Origin of the sequence: Haloarchaeobius sp. FL176 (genome assembly GCF_024609245.1) — an archaeon.
Classification (GTDB): Archaea; Halobacteriota; Halobacteria; order Halobacteriales; family Natrialbaceae; genus Haloarchaeobius.
On record NZ_JANJYH010000008.1, the window covers coordinates 33,772 to 49,542 of the forward strand.

The following is a 15,771-nucleotide window of genomic DNA, read 5'->3' on the forward strand; positions in this document are numbered from 1 at the left end:
TTCTCCGCTCCCTGAGTTCGCGGCGGGGAGCCCGCGGTCAGTCGGACGCGAACGACAGCTGCTCTGCAGTCTGCCGGTCGGTCGCCTCCTCGATTGCTCGTGTCATCTCCAGCACGCGCAGCCCTTCCTCGCCACTGACGGTCGGGGTCCCGTCCTCCAGAACGGTCCGCGTGAACGAGCGGAGCTCCCGTTCGAGCGGTTCGTCGTCGGCGACCGACACCTGCTCGACGACCTCGCCACCGCGACAGTCCGCGACCTCGCCGCTGGCGTACTCGGGCTCGGACTTGCGGTGGACCTCGACGGTCTGTTCGAGCAGGTCGGCGGTCACGCGACACTCCTTCGCGGAGACGCTGATGCGCCTGACCTCCTCGCGCGAGACCCGGCTCGCCGTCAGCGTACAGAGCGTGTCGGTGTCGAACTCGAGCGTCCCGACGGCGTGCCGACCGTCCGCGGTCTGGTAGCCACTGCACGTGTCGACAGAGCCGTCGAGGAGACTCCAGACGAGGTCGACATCGTGTATCATGAGGTCCATGACCGCGGAGTCGGGGATGCGCCGCTCCGGCGGCGGCCCGAGTCGCTTGCCGTCGACGGCGATGACCTCAAGCTCCTCGACGATGTCACGGAGGACCGAGACGGTCGGGTTGAACCGCTCGACGTGTCCGATCTGGATTGCGACGTCGTGCTGGTCGGCTAACCGGACGAGTGCACGACCGCGGTCGATGTCCTCGACGAACGGCTTCTCGACGAGCACGTCGACGCCGGCGTGCACGGCTCGCCGGGCCAGCTCGAAGTGATACTCCGTGGGGACGGCGATGGAGACGACGTCGACCACGTCGAGCAGCGCATCGACCTTCCGCGCCGACGTGTCGAACTCGGACGCGACCGACTCGCTCCGGTCGCGGTCGGCGTCGTAGACGCCAGCGAGCCGTGTCGTCCCGAGTTCGTCGTACACCCGGGCGTGGTTTCGACCCATGCTACCGACGCCGACGACACCAGCCGCGAGAGGCTGGGACGGCGTCGTCCCGTCCTCAGACATGGTCGATGCGCACCTCCTCGCGCAGGACGCGGCCGAGGTACTCGACCTGTCGCTCCGACAGCCCTGGATGGACCGGGAGGGAGAGCACCTCGTCGGCGACACGCTCCGCGACCGGGGTGGACGCCTCGAACGTCTCGAAGGCCTCGAGCTCGTGCACCGGGGACGGGTAGTAGACCCCGGCGTCGATGCCGTGGTCGTCGAGAGCGGCTCGAACCTCGTCCCGGTTCCCGCACCGGACGGTGTACTGGTGGTAGACGTGTCGCCGGTTCGCCGGTTCGAGCGGTGTCACGAGGTCGGTCTCCGCGAGTGCCTCGTTCAGCATCGCGGCGTTCCGGCGGCGGGCCTCGTTGTACTCCCGGAGGTCCGCGAGCTGTGCCCGGCCGATCGCCGCGTTCAGGTCGGTCATCCGAAAGTTGTGGCCGAGGTCGACGTGCTCGTACCCGCCGGTATCGCGGCCGTGGTTGATGAACCGCTCGGCGCGCGCCGCGATCTCGGGGTCGTCGGTCGTGATCATGCCACCCTCGCCGGTCGTCATGTTCTTCGTCGGGTAGAACGAGAAGCAGCTCACGTCGCCGAGCGTGCCGGCCCTCTCGCCGTCGTATGTCGCACCGTGGGCCTGTGCCGCGTCCATGACCAGCGGGATGTCGAGTTCGTCGGCGATCGACTGGAGCCCCGCCACGTCGACCGGGAGGCCGTAGAGGTGGACTGCGACGATGGCCTCCACTGTGCCGGGGGCTTCCTTGATCGTCTCGCGGACGGTGTCCGCCGAGAGCGTGTACGTCGCCGGGTCGACATCGGCGAACACCGGGACGCCGCCCGCGAACCGGATGGCGTTCGCACTCGCGACGAACGTAAACGGGGTCGTCACGACGAGCCCACCCGGCTCGATGTCGATGGCCTCGAGCGCCGCGTGGAGCGCGGCAGTGCCGTTCGCGGTGGCGACAGCGTGGTCGGCACCGCAGTCCGACGCGAACTCCCGCTCGAAGGCGGCGACCTCGTCGCCAGCAGCGAGCCGTCCCGACTCCAGCACGTCGGTCACACGGTCGATCTCCGCCGCACCGATGTCCGGGTCGGCTATCGGGACCCGTTCGGTCGGCGGCGCCGGTTCGCTCATCGGTCGACCTCCGCGTCTACAGCGCCCGGCGGTCGTCTCGCCCGTCGGACGGAGTGTGCGACCCGTCGGACGGTCGCTGTCGTCCCGGCAGGTGGCCGGGGGTGGGTACTCCCAGCACCTGCCACGCCGCCGTCTTCGGACGATTCTGGTGGAGAACTGCGGTGGCTCGAGCCCCTCGCCAGCGGCGCGACGCACGGGGGCGGGGACGAACGTGTCGTACTCGGTTGGTTCCGGACCATCGGTGTCGCCCACTCACGGGGGAGAAGGCTTTATTATAGATTTCATAGACCCCCATCGAGGGCCGTACTCCGTGGCCAGCACTCAGCGAAGCAGGCTGGTCGCGAAGACTGTCAACAGTACCAGCACGGCGGTCGTGAGCGAAGCGACCGCAACCGGGAACCCGAGTCCGACGACCGCCAGCACGAGCAGCGCCGCGACGACCACGAGCCCCGCGACGACGACGCACCACGGTGCCTGCTGCTCGGGCTGGGTCGACGGCTCCGGGTCCGGGTCGAGCGGCGTCGGCTCCCCGTCGTAGGTCCCCACGAGCCCTTCGTCCTCGTTGTAGGTGACGAGTCCGTCGGCCGCCAGTGCAGGCAGGTCGACCTCGTGGAGCTGCTCCCGGACATCGCGCCGGTCAGGGGGAGCGAGACGCGTCGGTACCTGCTGCATCTCCCACTCGACGACCGCGTCGGCCAGTTCGTCGATGGTGACCGGTGTCACAGACTCATCCAGATAGGAGAGAAGGAACTGTCGTCTGGCCACGGGCGCCCGCTGACCGTCGTCGACTGGTCGTTCCTCGTCCACTGTCATCGCCATCCAGAACGGAGTCCCCGGTGCGGGTCTCTGCCTGGGCTAGAGGACACCACGCAGATGAAAGCTGTGGTCGTTCGAATCCGCAGCAGGCGGTCAGGACCGCCGCGGGCGGCCACCGACGAGCGACGAGACGGTCCCGGTCGCGACCGAGTAGAGGAGTCCCGGGTACTGGCGTGCCTCCGGCCAGCAGGCGTTGCGGAGGTGTCGGAAGCCCTCGCCAAGCTCGCCCTCCTGGAAGTAGAACTTCGCCAGGAAGTAGTCGTGCGTGCCCTGGATGTCGTACCCCCGTCGCTCCAGCTCGTCGACGGTGTCGGCGAACTTCTCCAGGTACGCCTCGTCGGCCGCCTCGATGGCCTCTGCGTCCGGTCTGCCGGTGTCGTACCGGGCGACGAGCGTCTCGTCCACGTACGCGAGCTGGCCCTGCTGGAGCACCCTGATGAGGAACTCCGAGTCCTGGAAACGGTCGAACGACTCGTCGAAGCCGTCGATGGCCTCGACGACGGGACGACGGACGAGCAGGGTCGAACCGGCGCTCGTGTGCAACCGGTCGAGGAGCACGTCCTTGACCAGGCCCTGGCCGCCCTCGGCCCCCTCCGTCTCGTCGAGTCGGGTCCACGAGCGCGGCAACCACTCGTCGAGCAAGCCGTCGTCGTCCTCGGTGACGAGGTCGACACCGCAGTAGACGGCGACCCAGGATGCCGCCCTGTCGGACAGTTCGGCGACCTGTCGTTCGAGCTTCCGTGGGTACCACTCGTCGTCGGCATCGAGGAAGGCGACGTACTCGCCGGTCGCGTGCTCGATGCCGGTGTTCCGGGCCGCGCTCGCTCCGCGGTTGGTTCCGTGTGCGAGGTATCGGACACGCTCGTCGTCGTATGACCGCACGGCAGCGGCGGTCTCGTCGGTCGAGCCGTCGTCCACGACGAGCAGTTCGAAGTCCTCGTACGTCTGGGCCAGCACGCTCTCGATGCTCCGGTGGAGCACGGCGGCTTCGTTGTACGTTGGTATGACGACACTGACGGTTGACATCCTTGTTCAGGTGGTCGTGCCCCCGGCGGATTACTATACGGAGGGTAACGACTCGCGGCCAGTTCGGGCTGGGGGTCGGGAGGACGGCACCTCGCCGAGCCGAGCTTATACAGGTGTTAAACGGCCGCTTAGCGGACCGATAGTAATGATGGCCTCACGTCTCACGTCGACGTGATGTTCGACGAACTCGACGCATCGAGACGCTACGCGCTGACCCTCGGGTTGGTCGTGTTGCTGGCGCTCGCCGGCTGTGCGGGGCCCTCCAGCGACGACGAGCAGTCACCCGAGAACGATTCGGCAGACGGACTGACCACTGCTGGTGACAACGGCTCCGCCGGCGGCGTGCCCACGGGCGGTACCGGCGGCACTGCGAACGGGACCACCGACGGGATGAACGAGACGAGCACGAACGGAACGGCCACGAACGGAACCGCGACCACGGCCACGACCGGGTAGCCGTCCCCGCGTCGTCAACTGTCGTTCTTCCGCGAGATACAGCCCCGAACAGCGCCGCCGCCAGTACTAGGAGACTGATAATAAACAGGCCAGGCGGTACACATCGACGTGATGTTCGACGAGCAAACAGTACCGAGACGCGCCGGGCTGGTCCTGGGCATCGTCCTCCTCGTGGGCCTGGCCGGCTGTGCTGGGTTCGCCGACGATTCGGGCGAGGAACCGACGACCAACGGCACGCAGCAATCCGACCCAGGCGACAGGAACGTGACGGAGACACCGACTGACGGCCAAGGCGAACAGACATCTGAGCCAACCCAGACCACGACGACGACCGCGCCGGGAACCGACGAGCCCGGGACGGGTGACTCCGGGAGCAACGAGAGTCGAGCCGTGGCGAGCGGCGGGCTCGCCGTCGTCGTCGACGACGAACGGGTCGCACTCTCGGCGGCGAACGAGTCGGCACCGGTCTGGTTCGCCGACGAGTCGAGCTGGGCGACCAGCGAGGAGCAGCCCACGCTCGCCGCGGCCCTCGAGACGGCGAACCTGTCGGTCGCCGACGGCGGCGACCGGGTGACCTACGAGGGCACCACGTACCGCGGGAACGAGTCGAACGTGACGGTCGTCGTCCGTGCGAACGGCGAGCCCGTCGACCCCGGGGAGTACGAGCTGTCCGACGGTGACCAGGTGTGGGTCGAAGTGCTCACCGCGCCCGTCGACCAACCGACGCCGGGCGACCACATCGACCATCACGACCTCCACGCACACGGTCACGTCGAGATGGTCGTCGACGGCGAGCCAGTGAACTTCAGTCGGGCCAGGTACCAGACGCCCGACGAACATACCTACTTCCACTTCGAGTCCGGCAGCGCGCCGCGATGGCACGCTCACTCCTGGAGCGTGACCCTCGAGTACGCGATGGGCACGTTCCCCGGTATCGAGGTCACGAACGACTCGATCACGTACAACGGGACGACCTACGACCGGAGCGACCCAGGCACGACCGTCTCGATAACCGTGAACGACGAACCAGTTGAGCCGGGGAGCTACTACCTCAAAGACGGCGACAGCGTCCATATCGAGGTGACGATGAACGACGAGGAGGACGAGGAGTAGCCACCGACGACGACAGCTTCGAGACGCACAGCCTCGTCCGATGACGGACTGAACGCGACACATCCACTGACACCGACCACGATGAATCAACGACTCCTCTCGCTCGCGGTACTGGGTTGCTGTCTGTTGACCCTCGCGACCGCTGCCGGCTCCCTCGACACCGCCGTCTCGACGACGCCCGACGAGGCGGTCGACGTCGACAGCAGGCTCCTGCCAATCGGCCAGGACTCCGTCGCGGGCCTCGAACGGCAACTCCAGGGACGGGAATCGAACGAGCAGACGAGCGGCGGCGAATCGGACACCGGCCAGACCTCGCCACAGGACCGAGACGCTTCCGGGGATGCCTCGGCACCCACACGTGCTGATTCGGGAACAGTCCAGGAGATTCCGGACAGCGGTGACGGGAACGGGACAGCGCCGGGCGGACACCGGAGCCTCCTCGAACGACTGCTCTCGCTGCTCGAGCAGGCACTCCCCCTGCTTGTCGGGCTCGCGGTCGCGGTAGCGCTCTACCGTTGCAGGCACCTGATCGCGGCCGGGGTTGCCGCGCTCTGGGCACGGCTCCGCGACACGGACGACGGTGCCACACCGACCAGCGAAACACGGCCACCGAACCCTGCCAACTCGGTCGAGGAGGCGTGGTACCGGACGATGGCCGAGTTCGACCTCGCCGACGACCGCACGAGGACGCCCGCGGAGTGTGCTCGCCGGGCGGTTGAACGCGGTGGCAAGCAGGCCGCCATCCAGCCGCTGACCGAAGTGTTCACCGAGGTCAGGTACGGTGAGGAGCCGGTCACGGAGCGGCGGCGGAACCGCGCGACAGAGTCGCTGCGGCTCTGCTCGGACAGGCACTCCGAGCACGGAGGGTCGTGATGCGACGGGTCCTCGCCGCGCTCGGGGGTGCGGCCGTCGTGCTCGGTCTCCTCTCGACGGCCGGCAGCTCGCTGGTCCCGGTCGCCGCGGCGGCCCGTGCCCTCGGCAACGACTACCTCCTGCTGGCCGCTATCGGTGGCATCGCGGCACTGGCCGCGATAGCCGCGACCGCGTCGGGCAGAGCGGAGCGGATGAACCAGGCGTCCACTCCGGACCCTGAGGGGCCGGTCACGGTGCCGCCCGCCGGCGGGACTCTGGACGAATCGCTCTCCAGCTGGCAGCTCCGGCTCCCGGTCCTCGGCGCGGGCCAGCGTGAGACCGTCCGCGACCGGCTCCGGGCCGCGGCAGTCGGCACCGTACGTCGCAGCGAGGGCTGTAGTCGCACCGAGGCCGCGGCGAAGGTCGCCGACGGCGAGTGGACCGACGACGACCACGTCGCGCGGTTCCTGGCCGAGGACGACCTGTCGGTGGTCGCGACGGTGCGGACACCCAGCATCGCCCGACGGACGGTGGCGGTCGTCGAGTCACTCGAAGTGAGCGAGTCGAACCGGGGTGAAAGGACGTGAAGAGACGCCGGACGAATCGCTGGCGGGGTGTGGTCGGCGTCGCCCTCGTCGTCGGAGCGGTCGGGCTCGCCGCCAAGCGACCGCCGCTCCTGCTGCTCGCCGGGGTCGGCGTCGTCTTCGCGGCCTACCCGGACCTCGCGCCGCGGACGGAGCCCGCGGTCGGCCTCGAACGGACGGTGAGCGACCCGAACCCGGACCCCGGTGACCACGTCGAGGTGTCGGTCTCGGTCACGAATCAGGGGGACGGCCTGCTCGCGGACCTCCGGGTCGTCGACGGCGTCCCGCCGACGCTCTCGGTCGTGGAGTCGCTGCCGCGACGTGGGACCGCTCTCCGTCCCGGCGAGACCGACTCGTTCACCTACACGGTCCGGGCCGAGCGGGGGACCCACGGCTTCGAGCCCGCGACGGTCGTGGCGCGCGACCTGGCCGGCGCGACGGAGTTCGAGACGACGGTCGGTGCCGAGGCGCTGACCGAACTCGACTGCACGACGCCGCTGTCGTCGGCACCCGTCAGACCGGAGACGCTCCAGCAGGTCGGCCGCATCGCCGCGGACGCAGGCGGCATCGGGACCGAGTTCTACCGGACCCGCGAGTACCACCCCAGCGATTCGATCGGACGCATCGACTGGAACCGCTACGCGGCGACCGGCGAGCTGACCACCACCGAGTACCGCGAGGAGCGGGCGACGAGCGTCCTGGTCGCTGTGGACGCCCGAGCAAGTGCCTACCGGGGACCCGACGACCATACCCACGCGGTGGTGCGGTGTGTGTCCGGTGCCCGCCGGCTCGTCGACGTCCTGAGTCGCACCCGGAACCCGGTCGGCGTCGCCGGGTTCGGTCGGGAGTACTGCCTGCTCGAGCCCGACACCGGACGGGAGCACGCTCGACGTGCGCACCGCATCCTCGCGACGCACGAGACGTTCGACTCCCGGCCGCCCGCCGACCCGGTCGACCTCGAGGGACAGGCGAGGCAGCTCCGGGCCAGCCTGAACGAGCGGACACAGCTCGTCCTGCTCTCCCCCCTCTGTGACGACGAGATCGTCCGGCTCGCACGTCGCCTGCAGCTCGCCGGCCACGCCGTCACAGTGGTCACTCCGGACCCGACGGACGAGGGCAGCCCCGGGCGACGGCTCGGGCAGGTCGAACGCCGGAACCGAGAGACGGAGCTCCGCGACGCCGGTGTGCGAGTGGTTCTGTGGGCGGCGGACGAGGCACTGGAGAGCGCGTTCGACCGGGCGACGAGACGGTGGCACCGATGACCGAACCAACCCGTGACCGGGTCAGCGTGAGCCATCGCCCCGCACGGTTCAGCGCCGCCGTCGCGGTCCTGTTCGCCGCCGGGACCGTCGCGTTGCTCGCACCCGCGACGGCGCTGCCTGCCCTCGGCCTCGAACTCGTCGGGGTCGCCGTGGCTGCCGGAGGGGCTGGACTCCGCCGGTCGGGCTGGTATCTCCTCGGCACGCTACTGGTCGCTATCGGCGTCCTCGTCGTCGGCGGGGCCGTCGCGGTCGCCGCCGCGGAGCTGGGCGGTCTCGCGGACATCTCGGCCGTCGTCCCGGGGATGGTCGGTGCTGCGGCGGTCGTCGCGGCCGTCGCGCCGGTTCGCGGGACCGGGTCGCGTGGCCTCCTGAAAGTTGGCGCGACCGGGGTCCTCGTGACCGTGCTCGTGACGGGGCTCATCCGGAACGCGACGTTCCCGACACTGCTCGCCGGGACGGCCGGAACGGTCCTGACGTGGGACGCCGGAGAACAGGCGACGAACGTCGGCGAACAGCTCGGACGCGAGGCCGCGACGGTCCGTGGCGAAGCCGTCCACATCGTGGGGAGCGTCCTCGTCGCGGGGGCGGCTGTCGGGCTGGGCTACGGCCTCAGGCGTGTCTCGCTCCTCTCGGTCTCACTCGGGTCCTTCGTCCTGCTGCTGGTGGGTGCGCTGCTGTTCACTGCGGCGCTTCACGACTGATACGGGGGACCGGTTCGTCGGCCAAAATTTCCTCGACGACGTCGGCCTCCGCCACGTCGTCGACCATCGCGTCCGTCTCGAGGACGAGCCGGTGCGCGAGGACCGCTTCGCCGAGCGTCTTCACGTCGCTGGGCCGTGCGAAGTCGCGCCCGTGGAGCGCGGCACGGGCCCGCACCGTCTCGAAGACCCGCTGGGTGCCACGCGGGGAGACGCCGACCTCAACCCGGTCGTCGGTCCGCGTCGCTCTGACCACGCGGAGCATGTAGTCCTTGAGGTCGCCGTGGACGGTCACGCGCTCCGGCGCGGTCTGGAGCTCCTGTACGTTGTCCGGCGAGAGGATACGCTGGGCGCTCGGTAACGGGTCGGTCCGGCGCTCGCGCCGGTCGAGCAGCATTCGCTCGCCGTCCTTGTCGGGGTACCCGAAGCTCTCCTTGAGGAGGAAGCGGTCCTGCTGGGCCTCCGGCAGCGGGAACGTCCCCTCGCCGGACTCGACGGGGTTCTGGGTGGCGATGACGATGAACGGCGTCGGAAGATCGTACGTCTGCCCGTCGACGGTGACCTGTTTCTCCTCCATCGCCTCGAGGAGCGCGGCCTGGGTCTTCGGCGACGCACGGTTGAGCTCGTCCGCGAGCACGACGTTCGCGAACACCGGCCCGGGGTTGAAGTCGAACTCACCGGTGTCCTCCGCGAACGTCTTCGTCCCCGTGATGTCGGCCGGCAGCAGGTCGGGCGTGAACTGGATGCGCGAGAAGGAGAGCCCGAGCGTGGTCGCCATCGTTCGGGCGGTGAGTGTCTTCCCCGTCCCCGGCACGTCCTCCAGCAGTACGTGCCCCCGGGCGTAGAGCGCTGTCAGGACGTTCTCGAGCACCTGATCGTCGGCGATGACGACGTTCGATACCTCGTCGAGCACATCTGCACCCATGTCGTTCGCAGTGGCAACGTCCATGCAGAGGGCCAGCACCGGCAGGCGGTTTACTATAGAGCTATTAAGCACCGGGCCGCTGTCCGTCCGGCACCGGAGACGGTGGGTCGCGGGGGAGCCTGATCACGTGGTCTTCGGTGCCCGGAACCGGCGGGAGCTCCGGCTCGTCGCGGACGCGGGCGCGCCACACCGCGAAGGTGAGTAGTGGCCACGTGAGCGGGCCGAAGCTATCGACGTGACGGTGCCGTGCCGACGGCGGGACGAACGTCGGCGGGCGGTACCGGTCGAACACGTCCGAGAGCGGCCCGGACTCGACGTACCGACGGATCGGCAGCGAACCATCCCCTTTGCGACACCCCGTCGGATAGGACGGCAACCGCTCCGCGAGCAACGATTTCAGGAGGTACTTCGGCTGGAGGTCGGGGAGGTCGTCGACTCCACGGACGTACCGGCGGTCCGGGGGAACCGACAGGGCACAGCGGGCCAGCCGACGGCTCCGGAACGGGGCAACGACGAGCTGTCCGTGCGTGGCACCGATCTGTCGCCACTGGCTGACCCCGTCGTCCGCGAGGAAATCGACGAGGTGACCCGACTCGACCTGGCGTGCGAACCGTGAATCGGCCGTCAGTTCGGCCCGGCGGTGGCCGTACTCCGTCCGCCGGTTGACCCGTTCGGTGACGATGGCCGAATCGAGGATGGCCGCGACGGCCTCGGGGTGGATCGCGGAGGCGAGGTCTTGCGCGAGCGAACCGGGCGTCGAAACCGGAGCCCGAAGCTGCTCGCGACGCCGCTGCAGGGCGGTTACCGAGTCGGGGACCTGCCCGGGTGCCACCGAGGCGACCGAGTCGAGCAGCGGCACCGTCGCACCCAGCCAGTCGGCGATGCGTGCTCCCTTGAGTCCCTGGAGGCCGAACAGGGCGTCGGCCCCGTGGCCGTTGAGATACCGGCCCCGGTCGAGCGACCGGAATCCGGCGTCGGTGAACACCGTCTGGTTGTATCGAGGCGGCTGCCCGAGCGCGTCGACCGTCCGCTCCAGATGTTCGCGGAACGCCGACTCCCGGATTGAAACCTGCTCCGGGTCGACGTCGAGGGCCGACGACGCCTCCTCGAACGCACCGGTCCCACGGTCGAACTCCGGCGAGTCCACGGCGAGGTGGGTCGCGGGAGCCGACTCGTCGCGGTAGCTGTGCAGGAGCGTCGAGTCGACACCGCCGGAGAACATGGTCCGCGTCGTCGACGTGACGGCCCCGTCGACGATGTCTGAGAGCGACTCGTCGATACGGTCCCGTGCGGTTGCGGGCTCGCAGTCGGCAGCGGCGGAGAGCTGGTCGACGAGCTCTCGACTCCAGTCGGCACGCCCGCCGTCCCAGCGGAGCAGCTCACCACGTCCGAGCTGGCGGACCGCCTCGACGTACGTCGTCGGGGCGACCGGCGACCGGAACAGGAGGTGGTCGGCGACCGCGCGGCGTGACGTCGTCCGCTCGTTGACGTCTAGCTGAGCGAGCGCGTTGCGGTAGTGGTCGGTGATGACCACCTGCCCGTCGGAGCCCGTCAGATAGTACAGCGGACGGGAGCTCGTGACGCTGCGGAACGCCTCGACGGTCCCCCCGCGGTCGGTCCGCGAGACGTGGACGACGGTCGCATCCTCGGTCACCGCCGCGAGTTCGCCCGCGATAGCGTCGATGGTCCGGGCGTCTGCGACGAGCCGACAGAGCTGCTCTTCCACGAGCGCCGAGACGAACCAGGTACCGTGAGACCCGTCGATGCGTCTCACGTCGGGGGATGCGAACAGCAGGCGCACGTGAGTCATCCTTACCAGCGGCCCGGCTGCGTGTCGGAGTCTGCCCCCAGCGGAGCGAGCTCGACGTACGACTGTTCCCAGCGGTAGCGGTTCTGGATCCACGAGCGACCCGCTTCGGTGAGCGCGTACTCGTTGGAGCGGCCGTTGCGCCGTGATTTCTCGAGGAGTCCCGCCGACTCAAGCTCCTCGAAGACGGTGTAGACGTGACCGGAGACGAACGAGCGGTCCTGAGTCTCCTCCAGTTCCCGCTGTATCTCGCGGCCGTTGGGCGATTCCAGACTCGTGATTGCGAACATCATATCGCGTTGGAGTGCGGTCAGCTGTTCCATCGGTTCTACCGTCCACCCGTGGGAACGTAAGGTCGGACGATAGTTCAGCAGCTTACCAACAGTCTAAGGGCCGTGAACAGACGATATCGGGCTCTGGGAACCGCTTCGATACACCGGCAGCCACGGACAGCCCCCGTGGTTCCGGGAACGCGGCGGTCCGGCACGGCTGGATACGGCTTACCCGACGCATAATAAAACCCGGAGACTGCGTAGAGTTCGATACCAATGCAAGCCGTACTCCTCGCTGCCGGACGCGGAACCAGAATGCGCCCCCTGTCGGCGGAGCGACCGAAACCGATGCTGCCGGTTGCGGACCGCCCACTCGCCGCCCACGCCGCCGACGCGGCCGTGGCGGCGGGCGTCGACGAACTCGTCCTCGTCGTCGGCTACGAGGGGGAGACGCTCAGGTCCTACTTCGGAGACTCCTACCGCTCGACACCCGTCGAATACGCGGTCCAGGAATCGACCGATGGGACCGCAGACGCCGTCGCCGCTGCCGCGGACCACCTCGACGGGCCCTTCCTCGTCCTCAACGGCGACAGCATCTACGACCCCGACTCCGTGGCCAGGCTCGTCGAGTCCGGCCCGAGTCTTGGCGTCCACGAGGTCGACCGACCGTCGAACTACGGCGTGGTCACGCTCGCTGACGGGACGGTCGAGAGCATCGTGGAGAAACCCGACGAACCACCGACGAACCTCGTCAACGCAGGCGCCTACGTGTTCCCGGCGGCCGCGCGCGACTGGCTCTCGGTGCCCACGAGCGACCGGGGGGAACGGGAGCTCACGGACGTGCTCGCGACCACCATCGAACGGACGGCGGTGACGCCGGTCGAGCTGGCGGAGTGGCTCGACGTCGGTCGACCGTGGGAGCTCCTGGCCGCCAACGAGCGTCGGATCGGCCAGCAGGGCAGGCGGCTCGACGGCGACGTGAGCGAGTCGGCCCGCATCGTGGGTGACGTGGTCGTGGAGGACGGTGCGACGGTCGGCGAGGGTGTCGTCGTCGAGGGCCCCGCCCGGATCAGGGCGGGCGCAAACGTGGGGCCGAACGCGTACGTCCGCGCCACGACGCTCGTCGGACGGGGAGCGACCGTCGGCCACGCCGCCGAGGTGAAGAACAGCCTGTTGATGGCGGGCGCGAACGTCGCCCACCTCTCGTCGATCTCCGACAGCGTCATCGGCCGCGACGTCGACGTCGGCGCGGGGATGACGGTAGCGAACCTGCGGCACGACGAGGAGCCGGTCAGGCTCGACGTCAAGGGGGAACCAGTCTCGACCGGCCGCCGCGAGTTCGGGGCCGTGGTCGGCGACCGGGCGAAGACGGGCATCGACACGAGCCTGAGCGCCGGCGTGAAACTCTCGGCCGGTGCCACGACCGCCCCCGGTGAAACGGTGGTTCGAGACCGATGACCGGCAGAGTCGCACCCCGGCGTGGGCGAGACCCGATCCCACCGCCCGGGCCCGACTGTCCGCGGAACCGGGGTGAGCGGTAGTGTGGCGAGGGAACTCACGACAGGGTTCACGTTCGTCGTCGGCGCGAAGGTGCTCGTGCTCGTGCTCGGTGTCGCAGTGTCCCCGTTCCTCGTCCACCTCATGGGCGCGAAGCCGTACGGGAGCTACGTGTTCCTGTTCTCCCTGTTCAGCCTCTACATGACACTCGTCAGCTCCGGGGTCAGCGACGGCGTGCGGAAGTACCTCGGTGAGGACCGGGACAGCAGACAGTGGGACGAGCGCGTGCTCGGGTTCTACCTGCGCTACGCGACGGTCGCCGCCATCGTCGGCGCAGGCCTGCTCTGGGCGGTGACCAACGTCGGGCGCATCAACCAGTACCTCGACGGCGACCAGGTCCTCCTGCATCTCCACCTGCTGGTGGTCCTCGTCGTGACCTCGCAGTTCCGCACCTACGTCCAGCGGGGCCTGCTCGGCTTCGAGCTCGAACACTACTCCGAGTCGCTCCGTGTCATCTACAAGGTCGGCTTCCTGACCGGAGCCATCGCGCTGGTCGCGCTCGGGTTCGGCGTCACCGGTGTCCTCGTGAGTCACATCGTGACGAGCGTCGTGGTGACTCTCGTCGGCCTCGGGTTCCTCTCGACTCAGGTCGACCTCCTCGACGTGCTGCGGTCCTCGACTGGCGACCTCCCACGGCGAGAGATGCTGACGTTCAACAACCTCAGCGTGGCGCTCATCGTCCTGCTGACCTCGCTGTACCACGTCGACGTCATCCTGCTCCGGTTCTACAGCGGGGAGGCGGTGACTGCCTACTATCGCGTCTCGCTGCTGTTCGCGGAGTTCCTCTGGTTCGTCCCGCTGGCACTCCAGACGGTCCTGCTCCAGTCCACCTCGCGGCTGTTCGAGCGCGAACGGTACGCGCAAATCAAGGCCATCTCGGCCCGGATCACCCGGTACACGGTCCTCCTGACGGCCCTGCTCGCCATCGGCATCGCCGGGCTCTCGCCCATCGTCGTCCCGCTCCTCTACTCGCAGGAGTTCACCACCAGCCTCCTCCCGCTGTTCATCCTGCTCCCCGGCGCGTTCGGCTTCGCCGTCGCGCGGCCGATCCTCGCCATCGGACAGAGCAGCGGTCGGCTCAACTCGCTCGTTGTCGCGGCCGGGGTGGCCGCCGTCCTGAACCTCGTCCTCAACGTCGCGCTCATCCCCCGGTTCGGGGCCGTCGGTGCGGCGCTCGCGACGAGCACCGCCTACGGCTCGATGCTGGCGCTGCACATCTGGAGCGCTCGCCGCATCGGCTTCGACCCGTTCGCCGACATCCGGCCGGTGCGGACCGGAGTGACGGTACTCGTCTCCGCCGTCCCCATCCTGTGGCTCTCGACGGTCGTGACGCCGGACCTCCTCGCGGTGGCTGTCGTCCCCCCGATGGGGCTCCTCATCTACACGACCGTCGCCTTCGTGACCGGTGCGCTCGACGTCGCGGAGCTCTCGCACTTCCTGCGGTCGCTGCCGGACCCGCTCGGCGGGTGGGCGGACAGCATCATCACCCGGGTCGGCGGGCGGGACGCGACGAGCTCGCGGCTCCAGCGCTGGCTGCTCGGCGCCGGGGTCGTGCTGTTCGTCCTCGGCATCGCGATCTCCGCCAGCGGTGCCGCCTCGGTCGTGCTGCCCGGGGACGGGCCCGACGACGACTCGGACGGACCGGCCGCGACGACGGCACCTCCGGGGACGACCGAGGTGGCCGGTACGTCGGCAGGGACGGCAACCACGGGTTCGGGCACGACCACTGGGGGCGCGACGACGACCGCTGACGGGACGACGACCGGACCGGGGCCACCGACGAGTACGGCGACGCCAACACGAACCGCCACGGCGACGCAGACCTCGACCAGCACGGCGACGCCAACACGAACCGCCACGGCGACGGCCACTGACACACCGACTGCTACCAACACACCCACACCGACCGCCACCCAGACCAGTACACCGACCGCCACCCAGACCAGTACACCGACCGCCACATCGACGAGCACGCCGACAGCGACGGCAACCAGCACGCCGACAGCGACGGCAACCAGCACGCCGACTTCGACACCGACACAGACCAGCAGCACGGCCACCACGTCGACCACGACGGGTGGGACCAACGGCTCGACTACGGACGACGTCGCGGTCGGACGTGCGGGCAGTTCCTGGGGACTCGACCCGTGGCTCCTGGCACTCGGACCGGCACTCGCGTTCGGCGCGTACCGGACACGGCTGCAGGACGAGTGACTGGCGAATGAACGTCTGTTTTCGCGGCGCTCCGCGTCA

At 69.1% G+C, this 15,771-nt stretch carries 15 protein-coding genes; 8 read left to right on the forward strand and 7 right to left on the reverse strand.

Features of this window, described 5'->3' with window-relative positions:
- Positions 1-37: 37 nt before the first annotated feature.
- The 4 genes from NO978_RS14495 to NO978_RS14510 all read right to left on the reverse strand — a co-directional run bounded on the left by NO978_RS14495 (position 38) and on the right by NO978_RS14510 (position 3,992).
- The gene (locus NO978_RS14495; RefSeq protein ID WP_257300309.1) at positions 38-1,036 is read right to left on the reverse strand and encodes a Gfo/Idh/MocA family protein; all 999 of its coding nucleotides are present in this window, start codon (positions 1,034-1,036) and stop codon (positions 38-40) included.
- Positions 1,029-2,150, reverse strand: a complete 1,122-nt coding sequence (locus tag NO978_RS14500) for a DegT/DnrJ/EryC1/StrS aminotransferase family protein (RefSeq protein WP_257300310.1) — start codon at positions 2,148-2,150, stop codon at positions 1,029-1,031. The genes NO978_RS14495 and NO978_RS14500 overlap by 8 nt, the downstream gene beginning before the upstream one ends.
- A 321-nt stretch (positions 2,151-2,471) precedes the next feature.
- Entirely contained in the window at positions 2,472-2,969 is a 498-nt protein-coding gene (locus NO978_RS14505; RefSeq protein ID WP_257300311.1) for a hypothetical protein, read from the reverse strand.
- A 90-nt stretch (positions 2,970-3,059) separates the two neighbouring features.
- The gene (locus tag NO978_RS14510) at positions 3,060-3,992 is read right to left on the reverse strand and encodes a glycosyltransferase family 2 protein (protein WP_257300312.1); all 933 of its coding nucleotides are present in this window, start codon (positions 3,990-3,992) and stop codon (positions 3,060-3,062) included.
- Positions 3,993-4,166: 174 nt separating this feature from the next.
- Between NO978_RS14510 and NO978_RS14515 the strand changes: the two genes are divergently transcribed.
- From NO978_RS14515 to NO978_RS14540, 6 genes are all read left to right on the forward strand, one after another.
- Positions 4,167-4,448, forward strand: coding sequence for a hypothetical protein (locus NO978_RS14515; protein WP_257300313.1), 282 nt, complete (start codon positions 4,167-4,169; stop codon positions 4,446-4,448).
- A 111-nt stretch (positions 4,449-4,559) separates the two neighbouring features.
- Positions 4,560-5,561: a hypothetical protein gene (locus tag NO978_RS14520; RefSeq protein WP_257300314.1), complete on the forward strand. Its 1,002-nt coding sequence runs from the start codon at positions 4,560-4,562 to the stop codon at positions 5,559-5,561.
- Between the two features lie 81 nt (positions 5,562-5,642).
- A complete protein-coding gene (locus tag NO978_RS14525; protein WP_257300315.1) occupies positions 5,643-6,434 on the forward strand; it encodes a DUF4129 domain-containing protein in 792 nt (263 codons plus the stop codon).
- Positions 6,434-7,000, forward strand: coding sequence for a hypothetical protein (locus NO978_RS14530; RefSeq protein ID WP_257300316.1), 567 nt, complete (start codon positions 6,434-6,436; stop codon positions 6,998-7,000). The genes NO978_RS14525 and NO978_RS14530 overlap by 1 nt, the downstream gene beginning before the upstream one ends.
- Positions 6,997-8,259, forward strand: a complete 1,263-nt coding sequence (locus NO978_RS19990; RefSeq protein WP_257300317.1) for a DUF58 domain-containing protein — start codon at positions 6,997-6,999, stop codon at positions 8,257-8,259. Before NO978_RS14530 ends, NO978_RS19990 begins: the two co-directional genes overlap by 4 nt.
- Positions 8,256-8,960, forward strand: a complete 705-nt coding sequence (locus NO978_RS14540; RefSeq protein WP_257300318.1) for a hypothetical protein — start codon at positions 8,256-8,258, stop codon at positions 8,958-8,960. The genes NO978_RS19990 and NO978_RS14540 overlap by 4 nt, the downstream gene beginning before the upstream one ends.
- On the opposite strand, the gene NO978_RS14545 is transcribed toward NO978_RS14540, so the two are convergent.
- From NO978_RS14545 to NO978_RS14555, 3 genes are read right to left on the reverse strand one after another with little or no spacing between them, the layout of a single operon-like run.
- Entirely contained in the window at positions 8,938-9,906 is a 969-nt protein-coding gene (locus NO978_RS14545) for a MoxR family ATPase (RefSeq protein ID WP_257300319.1), read from the reverse strand. The genes NO978_RS14540 and NO978_RS14545 overlap by 23 nt on opposite strands.
- A 40-nt stretch (positions 9,907-9,946) precedes the next feature.
- Positions 9,947-11,692, reverse strand: a complete 1,746-nt coding sequence (locus NO978_RS14550; RefSeq protein ID WP_257300320.1) for an asparagine synthase-related protein — start codon at positions 11,690-11,692, stop codon at positions 9,947-9,949.
- A 2-nt stretch (positions 11,693-11,694) separates the two neighbouring features.
- Positions 11,695-12,012, reverse strand: a complete 318-nt coding sequence (locus NO978_RS14555; protein WP_257300321.1) for a PadR family transcriptional regulator — start codon at positions 12,010-12,012, stop codon at positions 11,695-11,697.
- 225 nt (positions 12,013-12,237) lie between these two features.
- Between NO978_RS14555 and glmU the strand changes: the two genes are divergently transcribed.
- Both glmU and NO978_RS14565 read left to right on the forward strand, forming a co-directional pair.
- Positions 12,238-13,419, forward strand: a complete 1,182-nt coding sequence (gene glmU, locus NO978_RS14560; RefSeq protein ID WP_257300322.1) for a bifunctional sugar-1-phosphate nucleotidylyltransferase/acetyltransferase — start codon at positions 12,238-12,240, stop codon at positions 13,417-13,419.
- A gap of 84 nt (positions 13,420-13,503) precedes the next feature.
- The gene (locus NO978_RS14565; protein ID WP_257300323.1) at positions 13,504-15,732 is read left to right on the forward strand and encodes a polysaccharide biosynthesis C-terminal domain-containing protein; all 2,229 of its coding nucleotides are present in this window, start codon (positions 13,504-13,506) and stop codon (positions 15,730-15,732) included.
- The last annotated feature ends 39 nt before the right edge of the window (positions 15,733-15,771 follow it).